The organism is Allorhizobium sp. GW101-3B10 (assembly GCF_059424725.1).
The window spans coordinates 4,338,197-4,353,454 of record NZ_JBWKZR010000001.1 but is presented as its reverse complement, the minus strand read 5'-3'; the positions used below and the strand labels follow the sequence as shown (position 1 = coordinate 4,353,454).

The 15,258-nt window shown below is 64.1% G+C and carries 14 protein-coding genes; 9 read left to right on the top strand and 5 right to left on the bottom strand.

Annotated elements, in window-relative coordinates; translation table 11 throughout:
* Positions 1-4: 4 nt before the first annotated feature.
* The gene (locus tag AC07Y0_RS21370) at positions 5-1,579 is read left to right on the top strand and encodes an acyl-CoA dehydrogenase family protein (protein WP_498679651.1); all 1,575 of its coding nucleotides are present in this window, start codon (positions 5-7) and stop codon (positions 1,577-1,579) included.
* Between the two features lie 97 nt (positions 1,580-1,676).
* Here AC07Y0_RS21370 and AC07Y0_RS21365 read toward each other — a convergent pair whose 3' ends face one another.
* Positions 1,677-2,576, bottom strand: coding sequence for a GNAT family N-acetyltransferase (locus tag AC07Y0_RS21365; protein WP_498679650.1), 900 nt, complete (start codon positions 2,574-2,576; stop codon positions 1,677-1,679).
* Between the two features lie 232 nt (positions 2,577-2,808).
* On the opposite strand from AC07Y0_RS21365, the gene argE reads away from it, so the two are divergent.
* From argE to AC07Y0_RS21335, 6 genes are all read left to right on the top strand, one after another.
* Entirely contained in the window at positions 2,809-3,933 is a 1,125-nt protein-coding gene (argE, locus tag AC07Y0_RS21360; protein ID WP_498679649.1) for an acetylornithine deacetylase, read from the top strand.
* A gap of 32 nt (positions 3,934-3,965) precedes the next feature.
* Entirely contained in the window at positions 3,966-4,889 is a 924-nt protein-coding gene (locus AC07Y0_RS21355) for a 2-hydroxyacid dehydrogenase (RefSeq protein WP_498679648.1), read from the top strand.
* A gap of 24 nt (positions 4,890-4,913) precedes the next feature.
* On the top strand, positions 4,914-5,264 hold the full coding sequence (locus AC07Y0_RS21350) for a cupin domain-containing protein (protein WP_498679647.1): 351 nt from the start codon (positions 4,914-4,916) through the stop codon (positions 5,262-5,264).
* Positions 5,265-5,437: 173 nt separating this feature from the next.
* Positions 5,438-6,901 carry an aldehyde dehydrogenase family protein gene (locus AC07Y0_RS21345; protein WP_498679646.1) on the top strand — a complete coding sequence of 488 codons (1,464 nt, stop codon included), beginning with the start codon at positions 5,438-5,440 and terminating at the stop codon, positions 6,899-6,901.
* 11 nt (positions 6,902-6,912) lie between these two features.
* On the top strand, positions 6,913-7,953 hold the full coding sequence (locus AC07Y0_RS21340) for a tartrate dehydrogenase (RefSeq protein ID WP_498679645.1): 1,041 nt from the start codon (positions 6,913-6,915) through the stop codon (positions 7,951-7,953).
* Between the two features lie 23 nt (positions 7,954-7,976).
* On the top strand, positions 7,977-9,434 hold the full coding sequence (locus AC07Y0_RS21335) for an NAD-dependent succinate-semialdehyde dehydrogenase (protein ID WP_498679644.1): 1,458 nt from the start codon (positions 7,977-7,979) through the stop codon (positions 9,432-9,434).
* A 184-nt stretch (positions 9,435-9,618) separates the two neighbouring features.
* Here AC07Y0_RS21335 and AC07Y0_RS21330 read toward each other — a convergent pair whose 3' ends face one another.
* The 4 genes from AC07Y0_RS21330 to AC07Y0_RS21315 form a co-directional block, all read right to left on the bottom strand.
* Positions 9,619-9,912, bottom strand: a complete 294-nt coding sequence (locus tag AC07Y0_RS21330) for a YciI family protein (RefSeq protein WP_498679643.1) — start codon at positions 9,910-9,912, stop codon at positions 9,619-9,621.
* A gap of 12 nt (positions 9,913-9,924) precedes the next feature.
* On the bottom strand, positions 9,925-10,506 hold the full coding sequence (locus tag AC07Y0_RS21325; protein ID WP_498679642.1) for a TetR/AcrR family transcriptional regulator: 582 nt from the start codon (positions 10,504-10,506) through the stop codon (positions 9,925-9,927).
* Positions 10,507-10,645: 139 nt separating this feature from the next.
* Entirely contained in the window at positions 10,646-11,920 is a 1,275-nt protein-coding gene (locus tag AC07Y0_RS21320) for an NAD(P)/FAD-dependent oxidoreductase (protein WP_498679641.1), read from the bottom strand.
* A 15-nt stretch (positions 11,921-11,935) separates the two neighbouring features.
* On the bottom strand, positions 11,936-12,604 hold the full coding sequence (locus tag AC07Y0_RS21315; protein WP_498679640.1) for a haloacid dehalogenase type II: 669 nt from the start codon (positions 12,602-12,604) through the stop codon (positions 11,936-11,938).
* A 327-nt stretch (positions 12,605-12,931) separates the two neighbouring features.
* On the opposite strand from AC07Y0_RS21315, the gene AC07Y0_RS21310 reads away from it, so the two are divergent.
* Together AC07Y0_RS21310 and AC07Y0_RS21305 are read left to right on the top strand one after the other, a co-directional pair.
* Positions 12,932-13,771 (top strand): GNAT family N-acetyltransferase, encoded by an 840-nt coding sequence (locus AC07Y0_RS21310; protein ID WP_498679639.1) that lies wholly within the window; start codon positions 12,932-12,934, stop codon positions 13,769-13,771.
* A 13-nt stretch (positions 13,772-13,784) separates the two neighbouring features.
* Positions 13,785-15,161 carry an aspartate aminotransferase family protein gene (locus AC07Y0_RS21305; protein WP_498679638.1) on the top strand — a complete coding sequence of 459 codons (1,377 nt, stop codon included), beginning with the start codon at positions 13,785-13,787 and terminating at the stop codon, positions 15,159-15,161.
* Positions 15,162-15,258: the final 97 nt, after the last annotated feature.

Here is a 15,258-nt window from a genome sequence, read left to right as displayed (position 1 = left end):
CGCCATGTCGGTCTTCGCGCGCCAAGCGGAACGAACCGCACAACTGCTTCGGATCACGCCCGGCTGGAAGCGGCTCCAGCAACTGCACCCGGATTGCGACGACGAAACCACGCGAGCCATCCTCGATGAGGCTGCCAGCTTCGCCGAGGGCGTGCTTCATCCGCTGAACACGATCGGCGATCGCCAGGGCTGCACGGTGAGCGAGAGCCGCGTCCGGACGCCGGCCGGCTTTGCCGACGCCTATCGGCAGTACGCGCAAGCCGGCTGGCTCGGCATGGATGTGCCGGAAACTTTTGGCGGCCAGAGCCTGCCGCTCACGGTCCAAGCCGCCTGTTCATCGCTCTTCGAACGCGGCTGCGTGGCCTTGATGATGGCGGCTGGATCGAGCCGTGCGGCGTCCCACCTGCTCGCCCGGGCGGCGGACGCGGAGACCGCGGCCGAATGGGTGCCTCGACTGGTAGCCGGCGAATGGGCCGCGACCATCTGCATTTCCGAGCCTGATGCCGGCTCCGACGTCGGGCGGTTGTGCACCCGGGCTGAGTTCATCGACAGCGAGTGGCGCATCAGCGGACAGAAGATCTGGATCTCCTTCGGCGATCACGACATGACGGAACGCATCGGCCACTGCCTGTTGGCCCGCACCGGCGACGCGCCGGGCTCGCGGGGGCTCAGCCTGTTTCTCGTCCCCAACCGGATCGATGGTGAGCCGAATGGCATCTCGCTTGACCGGATCGAGGAGAAGATGGGGCTGCACGGCTCCCCCACCTGCGCCCTGCGCTTCGACGGCGCACGCGGTATCCTGATCGGCCAACAGGGCCGCGGCCTGCCCGAACTCTTTGCCATGATCGAGCTGATGCGCCTGCTGACGGCCTGCCAGGGCCTCGGCATCGCGTCGGCTTCGGCCGACATCGCCGAGGCCTATGCCGCCGAGCGTCGCCAGGGCGGTCCGCCGGAAGCGCCCCCGCTGCCGATCGTGGCCCACCCGGACGTGCGCCGGCAGCTGCAGGAAATCCGCTCGCGCACGGAGGTGCTGCGGGCCGCGGTGCTGGAACTTGCCACCGTCATGGACCTTGCCCGCCTCGAACCCGATCCGAACCTTCGTTCGGAATTGTCCGATCTTGCCGGCTGGATGCTGCCGCTCATCAAGAATTTCGGCGCCGGGGCAGGCTTCGACGTCGCCAATGCCGCCATCCAGGTGCTCGGCGGCGCCGGTTACACGCGCGACTGGCCGCTCGAGCAATACCTGCGCGATTCCCGCATCATGACCATCTACGAGGGCACGACCGGCATGCAGGCGCTGGATTTCCTCACCCGCCGCCTCTGGCGGGAGGACGGTCGCGGCCTTCGTGTCTTCCAGAAGCGCGCACGCCGAGAGATCGAGGGCTTGGCGATCCAGCACCCGGCCAAGGCGGCGGATTCTCTGCGTATACTCGACGACTTCAATGGGTATAGTGCGCGCATGATGGCCCTGCAGGCAGACCCGGACGCAGCGCTCTATCAGGCGAACGACTATATGAGCGCCGCCTGGGCTGCAGTCTCGGCCTGGATGGCTTTGAGACTGAAGCAGACGGCGGCCTGAGAACCCACCCGAACCTGAGGCCGATGCCTCTCGGGTTAGCACTCCACAACAAGGCCACCGCGCCGTTTCAGGGGCTCGAGAACTTGCTCCGCGCCTGTCATCCCAACGATTGGGAGGCAAGCGCGAACGGCGCGGCGCTGTCTTGGCCGACGGAGCCGTAGTCGACGCCTTCGCCGAGCGTCATGGTCGTCACTGTGTCAAAGACCGGCAGGCCGCATTGCTGTATGAAGCTCGCGAAGGGACCGGACTCAAAATGGGTGTCGATGCGCAGGAAACGACCGGCATGGGTGTCCACATGCGGTCTTGCGACCATGATCGCGTCCTCCTCCGACAATGCAGCGATCGGCCCCAGGACATGGCCGCGCCCGAAGGCGCGGCTCATCGAGTAGGCCCGCAACTGCTCGCCATGAAATAGACCGTAACAGAGCGAATTTTCGAACAGGCTGGCGATATGGACGGGGCGAGGAACGGCGAAGCCCGGCGCATCGAATGCGATCACCGCCTCAAGATCGCTCGTCCGGAGCGGTCTCACCTCGTATCCGGTCGGCAGTTCGCCCGACCCGCCCGGTTTGCGGGCCTTTCCCTGGCACTGAAAGACGGTCCGCCGCTCCACGAAATCCAGAGAGCGATACAGCCGTCGTGCCGCGCGCGTCGCATTCAGCCGGAAACTCACGCCGGGGCACTCGACCAAGACGCGCTGCATCAGCCATTTCGCCGTCCCGTTCGTCTGCAGCCGCGGCGATGTGATCAACATGCCGAGGGTCGCGAAATTTTCGCCGTGCGGAAACCACATCGCCGACCCCATGACGCGGCCGATTTCGTCCAGAGCGACGAAACCGTGGCCGAGTTGTCGCAGATACTGCCAGTCTTCTGCCCGGTGCGGCCAGCGGACCGAGATGGACAGCGCATGCAACTGCTCCAGATCGACATCGGCCACGTCGGCGAAACGCATCTGGAACGCGTCGACATGCAACGTCTCCGGCACTTTCAAATCCATCGTCCGCCTCTTCACTGCCACATGACCTGCCCGGGCTCGCACAGCGACCTCTCTCGCGAGCATCCTAGCCGAGGTTTGCAGAACTTTCCGCTTCAACCGCCAGTTCCGGCACAAGAATTGACCGTATGGCGGGCGCTTTCGGCAGCCATTCATGCCGTTCGCACTTAGTCTTTCAAGTCGAACCATGATCAAGCACCCAAGCCGGTGCCAAAATCCGCACGAGGACAGCGCCATGAATGCCACCGACATCCTGAAAGCGCTGGTGAGCTTCCCGTCGGTCGTCGGCACGCCCAATGGCGCCATCGTCGAATGGATCACATCCTATCTCGAAGGCTTCGGCATCACCGCGCGGATTCTTCCCGGACCGGAAGGCGACAGGGCCAATCTCTTCGCCTCCATCGGCCCTTCGGACAAAGCCGGCTATATCCTGTCCGGCCACATGGACGTCGTCCCCGCGCAGGAGACAACCTGGACGGGCGACCCCTTTGCCCTGCGCAGCGACGGAGAACGGCTCCATGGCCGTGGAACCACGGATATGAAAGGGTTTCTTGCCGCAGTGCTGGCATCCGTCCCAGCACTTGCCGCCGCGCCGCTTGCCCGGCCCATCCATCTCGCCTTCTCCTATGACGAAGAGGCCGGTTGCCGCGGCGTGCCCCATCTCCTTGCCCGGCTACCCGAACTCTGCGCGCCGCCTGCAGGCGCGGTGATCGGCGAGCCGAGCGGCATGCGGCCCATCCTCGCGCACAAGGGCAAGGCGGCAGCCCGCGTCACGCTCAAAGGCCGCTCCGGTCACTCCTCCCGGCCGGATCTGGGTCTCAATGCGGTGCATGCCATGGCAAGCGTGCTCCAGGCGGCCGTATCGAAGGCACACGATCTCGCCAACGGGCCGTTCGACCGAACCTTCGAGCCGCCCTATTCCTCGTTGCAGGTTGGCGTGATCCAGGGCGGCCAGGCCCTCAACATCATTCCCGACCGCTGCAGTCTGGACATCGAGGCACGGGCCATCGCGGGCGTCGATCCCGCCGCGTTGCTGGCGCCGATCCGCTCCGCCGCCGAGGTTTTGCGGGCCTCCGGGATCGGCGTCGAATGGGAAGAACTGAGCGCCTATCCCGCCCTCTCCTTGGCGCGGCAGACCGCCCTTGCCGACCTTTTGACGGAACTCACCGGCCAGGAGCCCTTGGCCGCCGTCAGCTACGGCACGGAGGCCGGGCTCTTCCAGGCCGCCGGAATCGACGCCATCATCTGCGGCCCGGGCGACATCGGCCGCGCCCACAAGCCCGACGAATACATCCTGGCAAGCGAACTCTCCGCTTGCCAGTCAATGATCGAGGCGCTCGGCATGCGCTGTCGCGCCTGAATTCGACACAGATCGCGAGACGACCCCTGACCATGACCTTTCTCTTTCATTCCGATGCCCGCCGCGGCGCCATCTTCCAGGAGGCGTTTGCGCACGATCTGCCGGATCTGGCTTTTTCCATGGACCCTGCAGCGGTCGATCCGCAGTCCGTGCGTTACCTGATCACCTGGACCGTTCCGCAAGACCTGCAACGCTACCGCAATCTCGAGGTGCTGTTTTCCATCGGCGCCGGCGTCGACCAGTTCCGCATTGCCGACGTGCCGGGCCATGTGAAGGTCGTTCGCATGGTCGAAGAAGGCATCGTGCGCATGATGCAGGAATATGCGACGCTTGCCGTGCTCTCGCTCCACCGCGACCTGCCCGCCTATCTCGGCCAGCAGCGGAACCAGATCTGGCAGGCACGTCCTCCGGTACAGGCACCCGAGCGCCGCGTCAGCGTGCTCGGCCTCGGCATGCTCGGCCAGGCCGTGTTCGAGCGGCTGAAGCCCTTCGGTTTCCAGCTTTCAGGCTGGAGCCGCACACAGCGCCAGATCGAGGGCGTGACATGCCACGCCGGAGACGCGGGCCTGAAGGATATGCTGTCGGCAACCGACATTCTGGTCTGCCTGCTGCCGCTGACCGACCAAACGCGCGGCTTCCTCGATGCGGATCTCTTCGCCCACCTGCCCGAAGGGGCCGGGCTTGTTCATACCGGACGAGGACCACAGCTCAATCACGAAGACCTCCTTGCAGCCCTCGATAGCGGACGGCTCTGCGGTGCCGTGATCGACGTGACGGATCCCGAACCGCTTCCGCCCGGCCATGCCTTCTGGAGCCATCCCCGCATCCTGCTGACCCCCCATGTGGCCAGTGTCACCCAGCCGCATACCGCTGCCCGCGCCGTCATCGACAACATCAAGCGCCTGCGCGCCGGCCTCGATCCGGTCGGCCTTGTCGATCGCAGCCGCGGATACTGACTTGTCCAACCCGAAAGGAAAACCATGTCGCTTTTGAAAACCATTGACCCCAACCCTTCCTTTGCTCCCCGCGAGGCCGTCCCGACGCCGGAACGGCTGATCTCCGGAACCCCCAGCTTCAAGACCTGGGCGCAGGACGCCGCCCGCAACGAGACCATCCATACCGGCGTGTGGGAAGCCACGCCGGGGCTGACCCGTTCGATCAAGGGTGAGACCTTCGAGTTCTGCCATATCCTCTCCGGCCTGGTGGAAATCACGCCGGAAGGCGGCGAGCCGGTCATCTACAAGGCCGGCGACAGTTTCGTCATGAAGCCCGGTTTCGTCGGAACCTGGAGGACGATCGAGACGGTCCGCAAGATCTACGTAACGGCTTGAAAACGCGGGCAGCGGCCGTCATCTACGCCCGCCGCTGCCATGACGGGGCACCGAAGAATAAGCTGCGCGACGGCAGAAAAACAGGGTTTTCGACCGTTGCCGCCGCCGCGATCGGATCAAGCCACTCCCGCCGATCCGCTAGCCTCGCACGATAGCGATCCGAGGTAATCCGCATGACCCTGAGCTTCCATCCAGACAGCCTCTCCCTTCCCGTCGGCCATTTCATCGGCGATCGCCTCATCCCGGCGGATGGTGTCATCTCGATGCAACGGCCCTCCGATGGCAAGGCCTATGCCGGTTGCCCGCTGGCCGACGCCGACATGGTCGACCGTGCGGTCGAGACCGCAAAAGCTGCACTGAAGACCAGCAACTGGGGCGGCATTCGGCCGCGCGAGCGGCTGAACGTGATGCACCGCTGGGCGGATATGATCCAGCAGGAGGCCGCGACGCTCGCCCGGCTCGAGGCACTTTCCTCGACGCGGCCGGTCGGCCATCTCGTCGAAGGCGACATTGCCATTTCCGCCGAGCAGATCCGCTTCTTCGCCGAGTTCGCCGACAAGGAGGGCAGCGACCTCGTGCCGACCGATGACGGCAATCTCGGCATGATCCTGACCGAACCCTACGGCGTGGTCGGCGCCATCACGCCGTGGAACTTCCCCATCTCCATGGCCGCGTGGAAGCTCGGCCCGGCGCTCGCCGCCGGCAATGCCGTGGTGCTGAAACCCTCCGAGATGACGCCGTTTTCCGCCATCTATCTCGCCGAACTCGCGGTGCGCGCCGGTTTGCCGGCCGGACTGATCAATGTCGTGCTCGGCGACGGCCAGGTGACCGGCAATGCCATCACCGGCCATCCCGATATCGCCAAGGTCAGTTTCACCGGCTCGACGCGCGCAGGCTCTGCGATCATGGAAAACGTCGCCCGCACCGGGATCAAACCGATGACGCTGGAACTCGGCGGCAAGAGCCCTCAGCTGGTTTTCGCCGATGCCGATCTCGACAAGGCGGCGGCAGCGATCGCCACCAGCATCATCAGCAATGCCGGCCAGGCCTGCGTCGCCGGATCACGCCTGATCGTTGAGGAAAGCGCAGCGGCGCCGCTTGTGGATGCGATCCTGAGGCACATGAATGCGGTTCATCCCATGCCGACCTGGGATGCGGCAGCGCAGTATTCGCCGATCATTTCGGACAAGCAGCGTGAGCGCATCCATTCGATCGTCTCGGCCGCGGTGACTGCCGGTGGCGAGTGCCTGACGGGCGGCGCGCCGATGGATGGCCCAGGCTACTTCTATGCGCCGACGCTGATTGCCGGGGTCGACGCAAAATCCCCGGCCGTCACGCAAGAGATCTTCGGCCCCGTGCTGATACTCCAGACTTTCCGCGAGGAAGAGGAGGCGCTGGCGCTGGCCGAACACCCCACCTACGGACTTTGCGCCGGGCTTTTCACCCGCGACCTTTCCCGGGCGATCCGGATCACCCGTCGCCTTCAGGCCGGAACCATCTGGGTCAACCGTTACGGCCGCTCGCGCGATCATATCCTGCCGACCGGCGGCTACAAGCAATCCGGCATCGGCAAGGATCTGGGCCGCGAAGCCTTCCACGCCAACCGCAAGAGCAAGAGCGTCTTGATCAGCCTTTGAGGATGTCCATCATGAAAACCCACAGGATTGCCCTCATTCCCGGCGACGGCATCGGACGCGATGTCACGGCCGCTGCCTGGTCAGTCCTGAAGAAGGCGGCCGGTGCGGCCGGTTCTGTGCTCGAAGCGACCGAATTCCCCTGGTCCTGCGCCTTCTACAGGCAAACCGGCGCGATGATGCCGCAGGACGGTATCGAGACGCTGCGCAGTTTCGACGCCATCCTGCTCGGTGCTGTCGGCTGGCCGCAGCAAGTGCCGGATTCGGTTTCGCTGCATGGCCTCCTGCTGCCGATCCGCAAGAGCTTCGTGCAATATGCCAATATCCGCCCCCATCGCCTGCTGCCGGGGGTTCAAGGTCCGCTCAAGGCGGACGCCTTCGACATCCTCTGCATCCGAGAAAACACCGAGGGCGAATATTCCGGCGCCGGCGGCCGCATCCATCAGGGCACAGCCAATGAAGTAGCGGTTGAAACCTCGATCTTCACCCGCACCGGCGTCGAGCGCATCCTGCGTTTTGCCTTCGAACAGGCGCGCGCGCGCCGCGGAAAGCTCGCCTCCGTCACCAAGTCGAACGCCCAGAAGTACTCGATGGTCTTCTGGGACGAGGTGACCCGGCAGCTCGCGGCAGGGTATCCGGATGTCGAGGTCACCAGCTACCACATCGACGCCATGGCCGCGCGCATGGTCATGGCGCCGGAGACTCTCGATGTCGTCGTCGCCTCCAACCTCTTCGGCGACATCCTCACCGATCTTGGCGCGGCGATCCAAGGAGGGCTCGGCTTTGCCGCGTCCGCCAACATCAATCCGGACAGAAGCGCCCCCTCGATGTTCGAGCCGGTGCATGGTTCTGCGCCCGATATCGCCCATCTCGGCATCGCCAATCCGATTGCCACCATCTGGTCTGGAGCGATGATGCTCGACCATCTGGGTGAAACCGACGCCGCCGCTGCGATCATGGCGGCACTCGAACGCACCACCGCAAGCGGCATGGGCGCCATTCCGGGCAAGGACCGGACAGAGGCGATCACCGCCGCCGTTCTTGCCGCCTTGTGATTTCTTCAGGACAGGACAGAAAAATGCACACTTTGAAAGAACCCGGCCTCTTCCGGCAAGACGCATTGATCGGTGGCCAGTGGACGCCGGCGGCATCAGGCAACAATATCGACGTGATCGATCCAGCCACCCAATCCGTGGTCGGCACCGTGCCGGACATGGGCACCGCCGAGACCCGTGCGGCCATCGAGGCGGCCTCCGCCGCCTATGGCCCCTGGAAGAAGAAGACCCATGCCGAACGGGCCGCCCTGCTCGAAGCCTGGCATGCGCTGATGCTCCAGCACATCGAGAATCTTGCGCTCATCCTGACGACGGAACAGGGCAAGCCGCTCGACGAGGCACGCGGCGAGATCCGCTATGGCGCCTCCTTCGTCAAATGGTTCGCCGAGGAAGCCCGGCGCATCGAGGGCCACACCATCCCCTCGCCCACGCCGGACCGACGGATCGTCGTCCTGAAGGAGCCGGTCGGCGTCTGCGGCATCATCACGCCCTGGAACTTCCCCAATGCGATGATCACCCGCAAGGTGGCGCCTGCCCTTGCCGCCGGCTGCACCGTGGTCATCAAGCCTTCCGAATTCACGCCCTATTCGGCGCTTGCAATCGGCTGGCTTGCGGAGAAGGCCGGCATTCCGGCCGGCGTGATCAACATCGTCACCGGCATGCCCGCCGAGATCGGCAACGAGATCATGGCAAACGAGACGGTGCGGAAAATCTCCTTCACCGGTTCGACGCGGGTCGGTTCGCTGCTGATGCGCGGTGCGGCAGACAGCGTCAAGCGGCTTTCCCTTGAACTCGGCGGCAACGCGCCGTTCATCGTCTTCGACGATGCGGACCTTGACCTCGCCGTCGAGGGCGCCATTGCCTCGAAATTCCGCAATGGCGGGCAGACCTGCGTCTGCGCCAACCGAATTCTCGTCCAGGCCGGAGTCTACGAGACCTTTGCCGAAAAGCTCAGCAGCCGCGTCAATGCCATGAAGGTCGGACCCGGCACCGAATCCGGCGTTTCAATCGGACCGATGATCAACGAGGCCGCGATCGCCAAGATCAAGCGCCATGTCGACGACGCGCTTGCCAAAGGCGCAACGATTGTCACGACCCGCACGGAATTGCCGACCGGCCCGCAATATGCCGCCCCGATTGTCCTCACCGGCGCCACGACGGACATGCAACTCGCCAGCGAGGAGACCTTTGGCCCGGTGGCGCCGCTCTTCCGCTTCGAAACCGAGGAAGAAGCGCTGGCGATTGCCAACGGAACGCCCTACGGGCTCGCCTCCTATTTCTACACGGAAAGTCTGAAACGTGCCTGGCGCGTCGGCGAAGCGCTCGAATTCGGCATGGTCGGTCTCAACACCGGTGCGATCTCAACCGAAGTCGCGCCCTTTGGCGGCGTCAAACAATCCGGCCTCGGCCGCGAAGGGGCACGGGCCGGCATCGAAGAATACCTGGAAATGAAATCCTTCCATATCGGTGGGCTCGCGTGAGCCCGCCGAATGTCCCTTGCGCGACAGTTTGAAACTTAGTCCCAAAATCCCAAAGAGATGCGGGGTTTTGGCGACGACCATAAGGGGCGATGTAATTCCCTTCGCGCCCGCTCGGCTTCGGATCGGATGGCGCACCTCTCCGGGTGCTCGTTGACCAACCCATCCGGTCCGGGAACGGCTTCGTTCATGCTGGCGCCTTCAAGAAATCGAGCGCGGCAGCAGTACGTTTGGGATCGATCTCGTAGGTTTCAGCGGTCACGATACCCTGCGCGACAAACGGGTCGGCGGCGATACGTGCATCGTGATCGGCCCGGCTTTCCCCATTGGCCAGGATCGCTCCCCCGGCTGCGGGCTGAAGCGAGCCGACGCAAAGGAACGTGCCATCCGCAAAGCCCTGTGCGATCCAATCGTTATGCGCTGCCATGAACTCCGGTGCGGCGGCGCGGTTCTCCGCAAATTTCAGCAAGGTGACAAACATGATGCTCCCTGGTCAACTGGATGGGGAAAGGTTGGGCAAGGTCGCCAGCCAGTGCTCTATTCCGGCCACCTCGTTTCGCAAGAAGGTTTCGTCGCGGAACGCCGTGGCCATGACAGCCACTCCCTGCGATCGTGCCAGAAGACGCAGCGCCAGCGCCTCGGCGCAATCGCCTGCACCAAGCGCCCGAAATTGGCTGACGAGCCAGTCGCGAAATAGTCCGAAGATCTCGGCTGCGCGGCCCTGTGCGACGTGATCGAGCTTGGCGAGTTCGGAAGACAGGGTACCGACGGGGCAGCCGAAAGCCATGATCTTCGCCCGGTTGGCGATCAGCATGCGGATGAAGGACAAGACGCGCTCACGCGGGCCGTCACCATCGGTCTGCCAGCCGTGGAGCATCGCACGTGTTTGCTCCATGCGGCGAGCAACCACGGCCTCTAGAATGTCATCCTTGGTCTTGAAGTGGTGGTAGAAATTGCCGCGCGAGATGCCCACTGCCGCCGCGATCTGGGCAAAGGACGTGGCCTCGTATCCACCTTCGTAGAAGAGAGAATCCGCCTTTTCGATTATGAGTTCACGAGTGGATGATGCAGGCATGTCTTGTCAATTGTCCGAGTGGTGGAACACTACTAGGACAATTGACCTAATCTGTCAAAACCGATGGCGGAGAAGTCAGCGAAAATTCTGTCGCAGAAATCGGGCGGACAATTTTGCTTTGATACGCACCGGCAGCCCCCTACTGGAACCGGTCGAGCGCCTTGTAGTAGAGCCCCACAAGCGGCAGGAACCAGGGCTTGCCGAAATGGCCGGGAACCGCCGGCCAGTCGAGATCCTTGAGCGGATTGTGATCCGGTCGTCCAAGCATGGCATCGGCCATCGTCATGCCGAGATGGGTGGAGAGCTGCGCGCCATGGCCGGAATAGCCCATCGCGTACCACACCCCATCGTGATAGCCCGCCCGCGGAAAACGGTCGCTGGTCATGTCGACCAGACCGCCCCAGCAATAGTCGATCTCGACCTTGGCCAGCTGCGGAAAGATCCGAACGAGGCTTTCGCGCAGGATCGCGCCGCTCTTGGCGTCGGATCGCTGGTCGGACGTGGCCGAGAAACGCGCCCTGCCCCCGAAAATCAGCCGGTTGTCCGGCGCGAGGCGCCAGTAGTTGCCGATGTTCATCGAGTTCACGCAGGTACGGTTGCCCGGCATGGTCTCAGCAACTTCCGCCTCCGTCAGCGGCCGGGTGGCAATGATGAAGCTCCCCACCGGGATGATGCGACGGCGGAAATAACCGAAATTCGACGTGGTGTAGGCTCCGGTCGCGACCAGAACCTGATCCGCCGTCACCACGCCCCTTGCCGTCTTCAACACATGGCGGCCGTCCGTCTGGCCATGCTCCTTGACCGTCGCCTTCTCGGCAATGACCGCGCCGCTCCGGCTTGCGGCACCGGCAAGGCCGGCGACATAGCGCCCCATATGCATCATCGCGCTCTTCTTCGACAGCATCGCGCCGTGGAAAGGCGATCCGACCTCACGCTCGAGATCGGCGGGCGATAGCAGCGCCGTGTCGGGGTCCACCTCGGCATGCACGGCCTCGAAATTCTTTGCCAGGCTGTCGAAATGCTGCGGCTTGGAGGCAAGTTTCAGCTTGCCGGCCCGGCGGAAATTGCAGTCGATGCCCTCCTCGGCAATGATCGCCTCCAGCGTGTCGATCGAGGCATCCAGCGCCTGATAGAGCGCAATGGCGCGCTCCTTGCCGATTTCCGCTTTCGCCGCCAGATAGCTGTGCGCCAGGCCGTTGTTGAGATGGCCGCCATTGCGTCCCGACGCACCGTAGCCGACGGTCTCCGCCTCCAGCACGATCACCTTGGTCCCGGCTTTGGCAAGCTGCCGCGCCGCGCCAAGCCCGGTAAAGCCGCCGCCGATCACCGCGACGTCGTAGTGACCCTCGATCGGCCCCTCGACAGCGCCCGTGAACCCGGGTGCCGTATCGTGCCAGTAGGACAGGTATTTCATGGGTTTTGTCTTTCCTTAGAGCCCGACGACGCCAGGCAGGCCGGAGATGTCGGCGATCTCCACGTAGCCGTAGTAGGGATTGGCCGGTTCATGGCCCCGGTTGACCCAGACCTTGTTCCTGATCCCCAGATCATGGGCGGACATCAGGTCATAGCGGAATGACGAGGAGCAATGCAGGATATCTTCAGGGCCGCAGCCCAGCATGTCGAACATGTATTCGAAGGCCCGGAAGCGCGGCTTGTAGGCCTGGGCCTGTTCGGCTGTGTAGACGGCGTGGAAGGGCGCTCCGAGTTTCTCGACATTCGACATGATCTGCGCGTTCATGGCGTTGGACAGGATGACGAGCGGAATCTCCTTCGCCACCTTGGCGAGACCTGCCGACACATCCGCATGCGGCCCCCAGCTCGGAACCCGCTCATAGACCAATCTGGCGTCTTCGTCCTTGAAGGCGACGCCGTTTCGCTTGCACGCCCGCGCCAGCGCATTGTGGACGACATCGGCATAGGGCTTCCAGTCGCCGAGGATCTCATCGAGCCGGTAGGCGGCGAAATTCTTGATGAACTCCAACATCTTCGGTTCATCCATCCGGTGCCCATAGAGGTCGCGCGCCGCTTCCGCCATCTGGAAGTTGGTCAGGGTACCGTAGCAGTCGAAGGTGATATATTTCGGGCGGAAGGTCGTCATGCGCGTCGTCCTCGATATGGCGGGCCTGGAGCCGGTTTGCTGATGGCTAGATCATAGGACCGCTTCCGGCGCCCGCGCCGACTGAATTGCGGGATTTGAAAGCAGAAAGTTCCGTATCGCCCCGCCCGAATGGTATTTGGTTGCGGAGGACGGACGCAATCGGGGTCCGGTAAGGCCGCCAAGGCCATGCCCGCAGCCAGGCCGCGGCATAAGATGCGGCGGCCACCTGCTGCTACGGCTGAAGATAGCGCCGTCGGCACCGCCTTCAGACAATCTTCCGGCAGTTTGACCGTAACACTTGGGGGCAGGAAATGAAGGTATTGCCCCATGCAGACGATCGACATCGCCATCCTACGCATCGGTCCGGACCATCTGGAGGGTGCCGTGCGGCTGTCCCGCCAGGCGGGCTGGCCCCATCGGCCTGAAGACTGGCAGCTGGCGCTGGTGCTGAGTGAGGGTTTCGTCGCAGTCAACGGCTCGGGCGACGTTGTTGGCACCATCCTGGTCACGCCCTACGGCCAGGAATGCGCGACGATCAACATGGTGATCGTCGACGAGGACATGCGCGGATATGGCCTTGGGCGGCGGCTCATGGAGGCCGCGATGGCGCTTGCCGGGGACCGGCCCCTGCGTCTCGTCGCCACAGCGGAGGGACTGCCCCTCTATGAGAAACTGGGTTTCCGGGGAACCGGAACCATAGTCCAGCACCAAGGAATTGCCGGTAGCATCCAGGCGCCTGACAATGTGCAAACCGCCGTGTCAGCCGATCTTCCAGCCATCGTCGCCCTCGACAGGCAGGCCTACGGCGCTGACCGCACCGATCTCATTCGCAGGCTTGCCGATGTGGGAGAACTCGCCGTGATCCGCCGCAACGGGCGGGTTTCGGCCTTTGCCGCCCTGCGCGCTTTCGGTCGGGGCCAGGTGATCGGCCCCGTCGTCGCTCCACATCTCGATGATGCCAAGGCACTGGTCTCCTATTTCATCAGCGGCCGGCAAGGCGCCTTCCTGCGGGTCGACACCGGCGCCGAAACCGGCCTTGCCCCGTGGCTCGCCGATCAGGGCCTCGCCCATGTCGGCGGCGGGATCGCCATGGCCCGCCCCGCCACTATCCCACCCGCCGCACCGGCGGTTACCACCTTTGCCCTTGCCAATCAGGCCCTCGGCTGACCCGGAGATGACCATGTACAACAATTCCCTGATCGAGCTCGATCGCGCTCACCTCATCCATCCGGTCGCCTCCTATCGCGGCCATGAGCAGCAGGGGGTCCGGGTCCTCTCCTCCGCCAAGGGGGCGACGGTGACCGACGCATCCGGCCATCAGCTCGTCGACGGCTTCGCAGGCCTGTGGTGCGTCAACGCCGGTTACGGTCATGAATCGATCGTCGAGGCCGCGGCGCGCCAGATGCGGGAACTGCCCTATGCGACGGCCTATTTCGGCCTTGGCAGCGAACCGGCCATCCGTCTTGCGTCCGAGCTCGCCGACCGGGCGCCGGGCGATCTCAAGCACATCTACTTCACCCTCGGTGGTTCGGACGCCGTCGACAGCACGATCCGCTTCATCCGCTATTACTGGATCGCCAAGGGCCAGCCGCAGCGCGACCAGTTCATCTCCATCGAACAAGGCTATCATGGCTCCTCCACGGTCGGTGCCGGCCTGACAGCGCTGCCCAATTTCCACGCCGGTTTCGGTATTCCGTTCGACTGGCAGCACAAGATTCCGTCCCCCTATCCCTACCGCAACCCGGTTGGGGAGGATGCGAAGTCGATCATCGAGGCATCGCTTGCTGCATTGCGCGCCAAGGTCGAATCGATCGGTCCCGATCGGGTCGCAGCCTTCTATGCCGAGCCGATCCAGGGTTCGGGTGGCGTGATCGTCCCGCCGAAAGGCTGGATCAAGGCCATGCGTGATCTCTGCCGGGAACTCGATATCCTTTTCGTCGCCGACGAGGTGATCACCGGCTTCGGCCGTACCGGCCCCCTGTTCGCCTGCACGGACGACGGGATCGTTCCCGATTTCATGACCACCGCCAAGGGGCTCACCTCGGGCTACGTGCCCATGGGCGCCGTTTTCATGGCGGACCACGTCTACCAGGTGATTGCCGATGGCGCCGGCGCCTCGGCGGTCGGCCACGGCTATACATACTCGGCCCATCCCGTCAGCGCTGCCGTCGGCCTCGAAGTCCTCCGGCTCTACGAAAACGGCCTTCTGGAGAACGGCGTGAAGGCCGGTGCGCGGCTGATGGCCGGTCTTGAGGCACTGCGCGATCACCCTCTGGTCGGCGACGTGCGCGGCCGGGGCATGCTGGCGGCGATCGAACTGGTCTCGAGCAAGACGACGAAGGCACCCCTGCCTGCCGAAGCGCAGCCGGCGCGCCGCATCTTCGATCGGGCCTGGGACAACGGACTGATCATCCGCGCCTTTCCCAACGGCGTTCTGGGTTATGCCCCTCCACTCTGCTGCACCGAACAAGACATCGACACCATTCTCGAACGGACCGCCAAGACGCTCGACCAGACGCTGGAGGATCCGGCTGTTCGCGGGGCGCTGAAGGACTGAATCGGCCATCGGCAGGCGCCTCCGAAATATCGCGGAGCGCCCCATTTTAGAATTTTGTGCCGCGCCATGCCATCGATTCGGCGAAAACGGTGCGGCC

Bases quoted from the DNA above. Each gene is read 5' to 3' on its own strand.
- AC07Y0_RS21335 (WP_498679644.1), top strand. From the start codon at position 7,977: ATGCACACTTTGAAAGAACCCGGCCTCTTCCGGCAAGACGCATTGATC.
- AC07Y0_RS21325 (WP_498679642.1), bottom strand. From the start codon at position 10,506: ATGCCTGCATCATCCACTCGTGAACTCATAATCGAAAAGGCGGATTCT.
- AC07Y0_RS21320 (WP_498679641.1), bottom strand. From the start codon at position 11,920: ATGAAATACCTGTCCTACTGGCACGATACGGCACCCGGGTTCACGGGC.
- AC07Y0_RS21305 (WP_498679638.1), top strand. From the start codon at position 13,785: ATGTACAACAATTCCCTGATCGAGCTCGATCGCGCTCACCTCATCCAT.
- AC07Y0_RS21310 (WP_498679639.1), top strand. From the start codon at position 12,932: ATGCAGACGATCGACATCGCCATCCTACGCATCGGTCCGGACCATCTG.
- AC07Y0_RS21350 (WP_498679647.1), top strand. From the start codon at position 4,914: ATGTCGCTTTTGAAAACCATTGACCCCAACCCTTCCTTTGCTCCCCGC.
- AC07Y0_RS21330 (WP_498679643.1), bottom strand. From the start codon at position 9,912: ATGTTTGTCACCTTGCTGAAATTTGCGGAGAACCGCGCCGCCGCACCG.
- AC07Y0_RS21355 (WP_498679648.1), top strand. From the start codon at position 3,966: ATGACCTTTCTCTTTCATTCCGATGCCCGCCGCGGCGCCATCTTCCAG.
- AC07Y0_RS21365 (WP_498679650.1), bottom strand. From the start codon at position 2,576: ATGGATTTGAAAGTGCCGGAGACGTTGCATGTCGACGCGTTCCAGATG.
- argE (WP_498679649.1), top strand. From the start codon at position 2,809: ATGAATGCCACCGACATCCTGAAAGCGCTGGTGAGCTTCCCGTCGGTC.
- AC07Y0_RS21370 (WP_498679651.1), top strand. From the start codon at position 5: ATGTCGGTCTTCGCGCGCCAAGCGGAACGAACCGCACAACTGCTTCGG.
- AC07Y0_RS21340 (WP_498679645.1), top strand. From the start codon at position 6,913: ATGAAAACCCACAGGATTGCCCTCATTCCCGGCGACGGCATCGGACGC.
- AC07Y0_RS21345 (WP_498679646.1), top strand. From the start codon at position 5,438: ATGACCCTGAGCTTCCATCCAGACAGCCTCTCCCTTCCCGTCGGCCAT.
- AC07Y0_RS21315 (WP_498679640.1), bottom strand. From the start codon at position 12,604: ATGACGACCTTCCGCCCGAAATATATCACCTTCGACTGCTACGGTACC.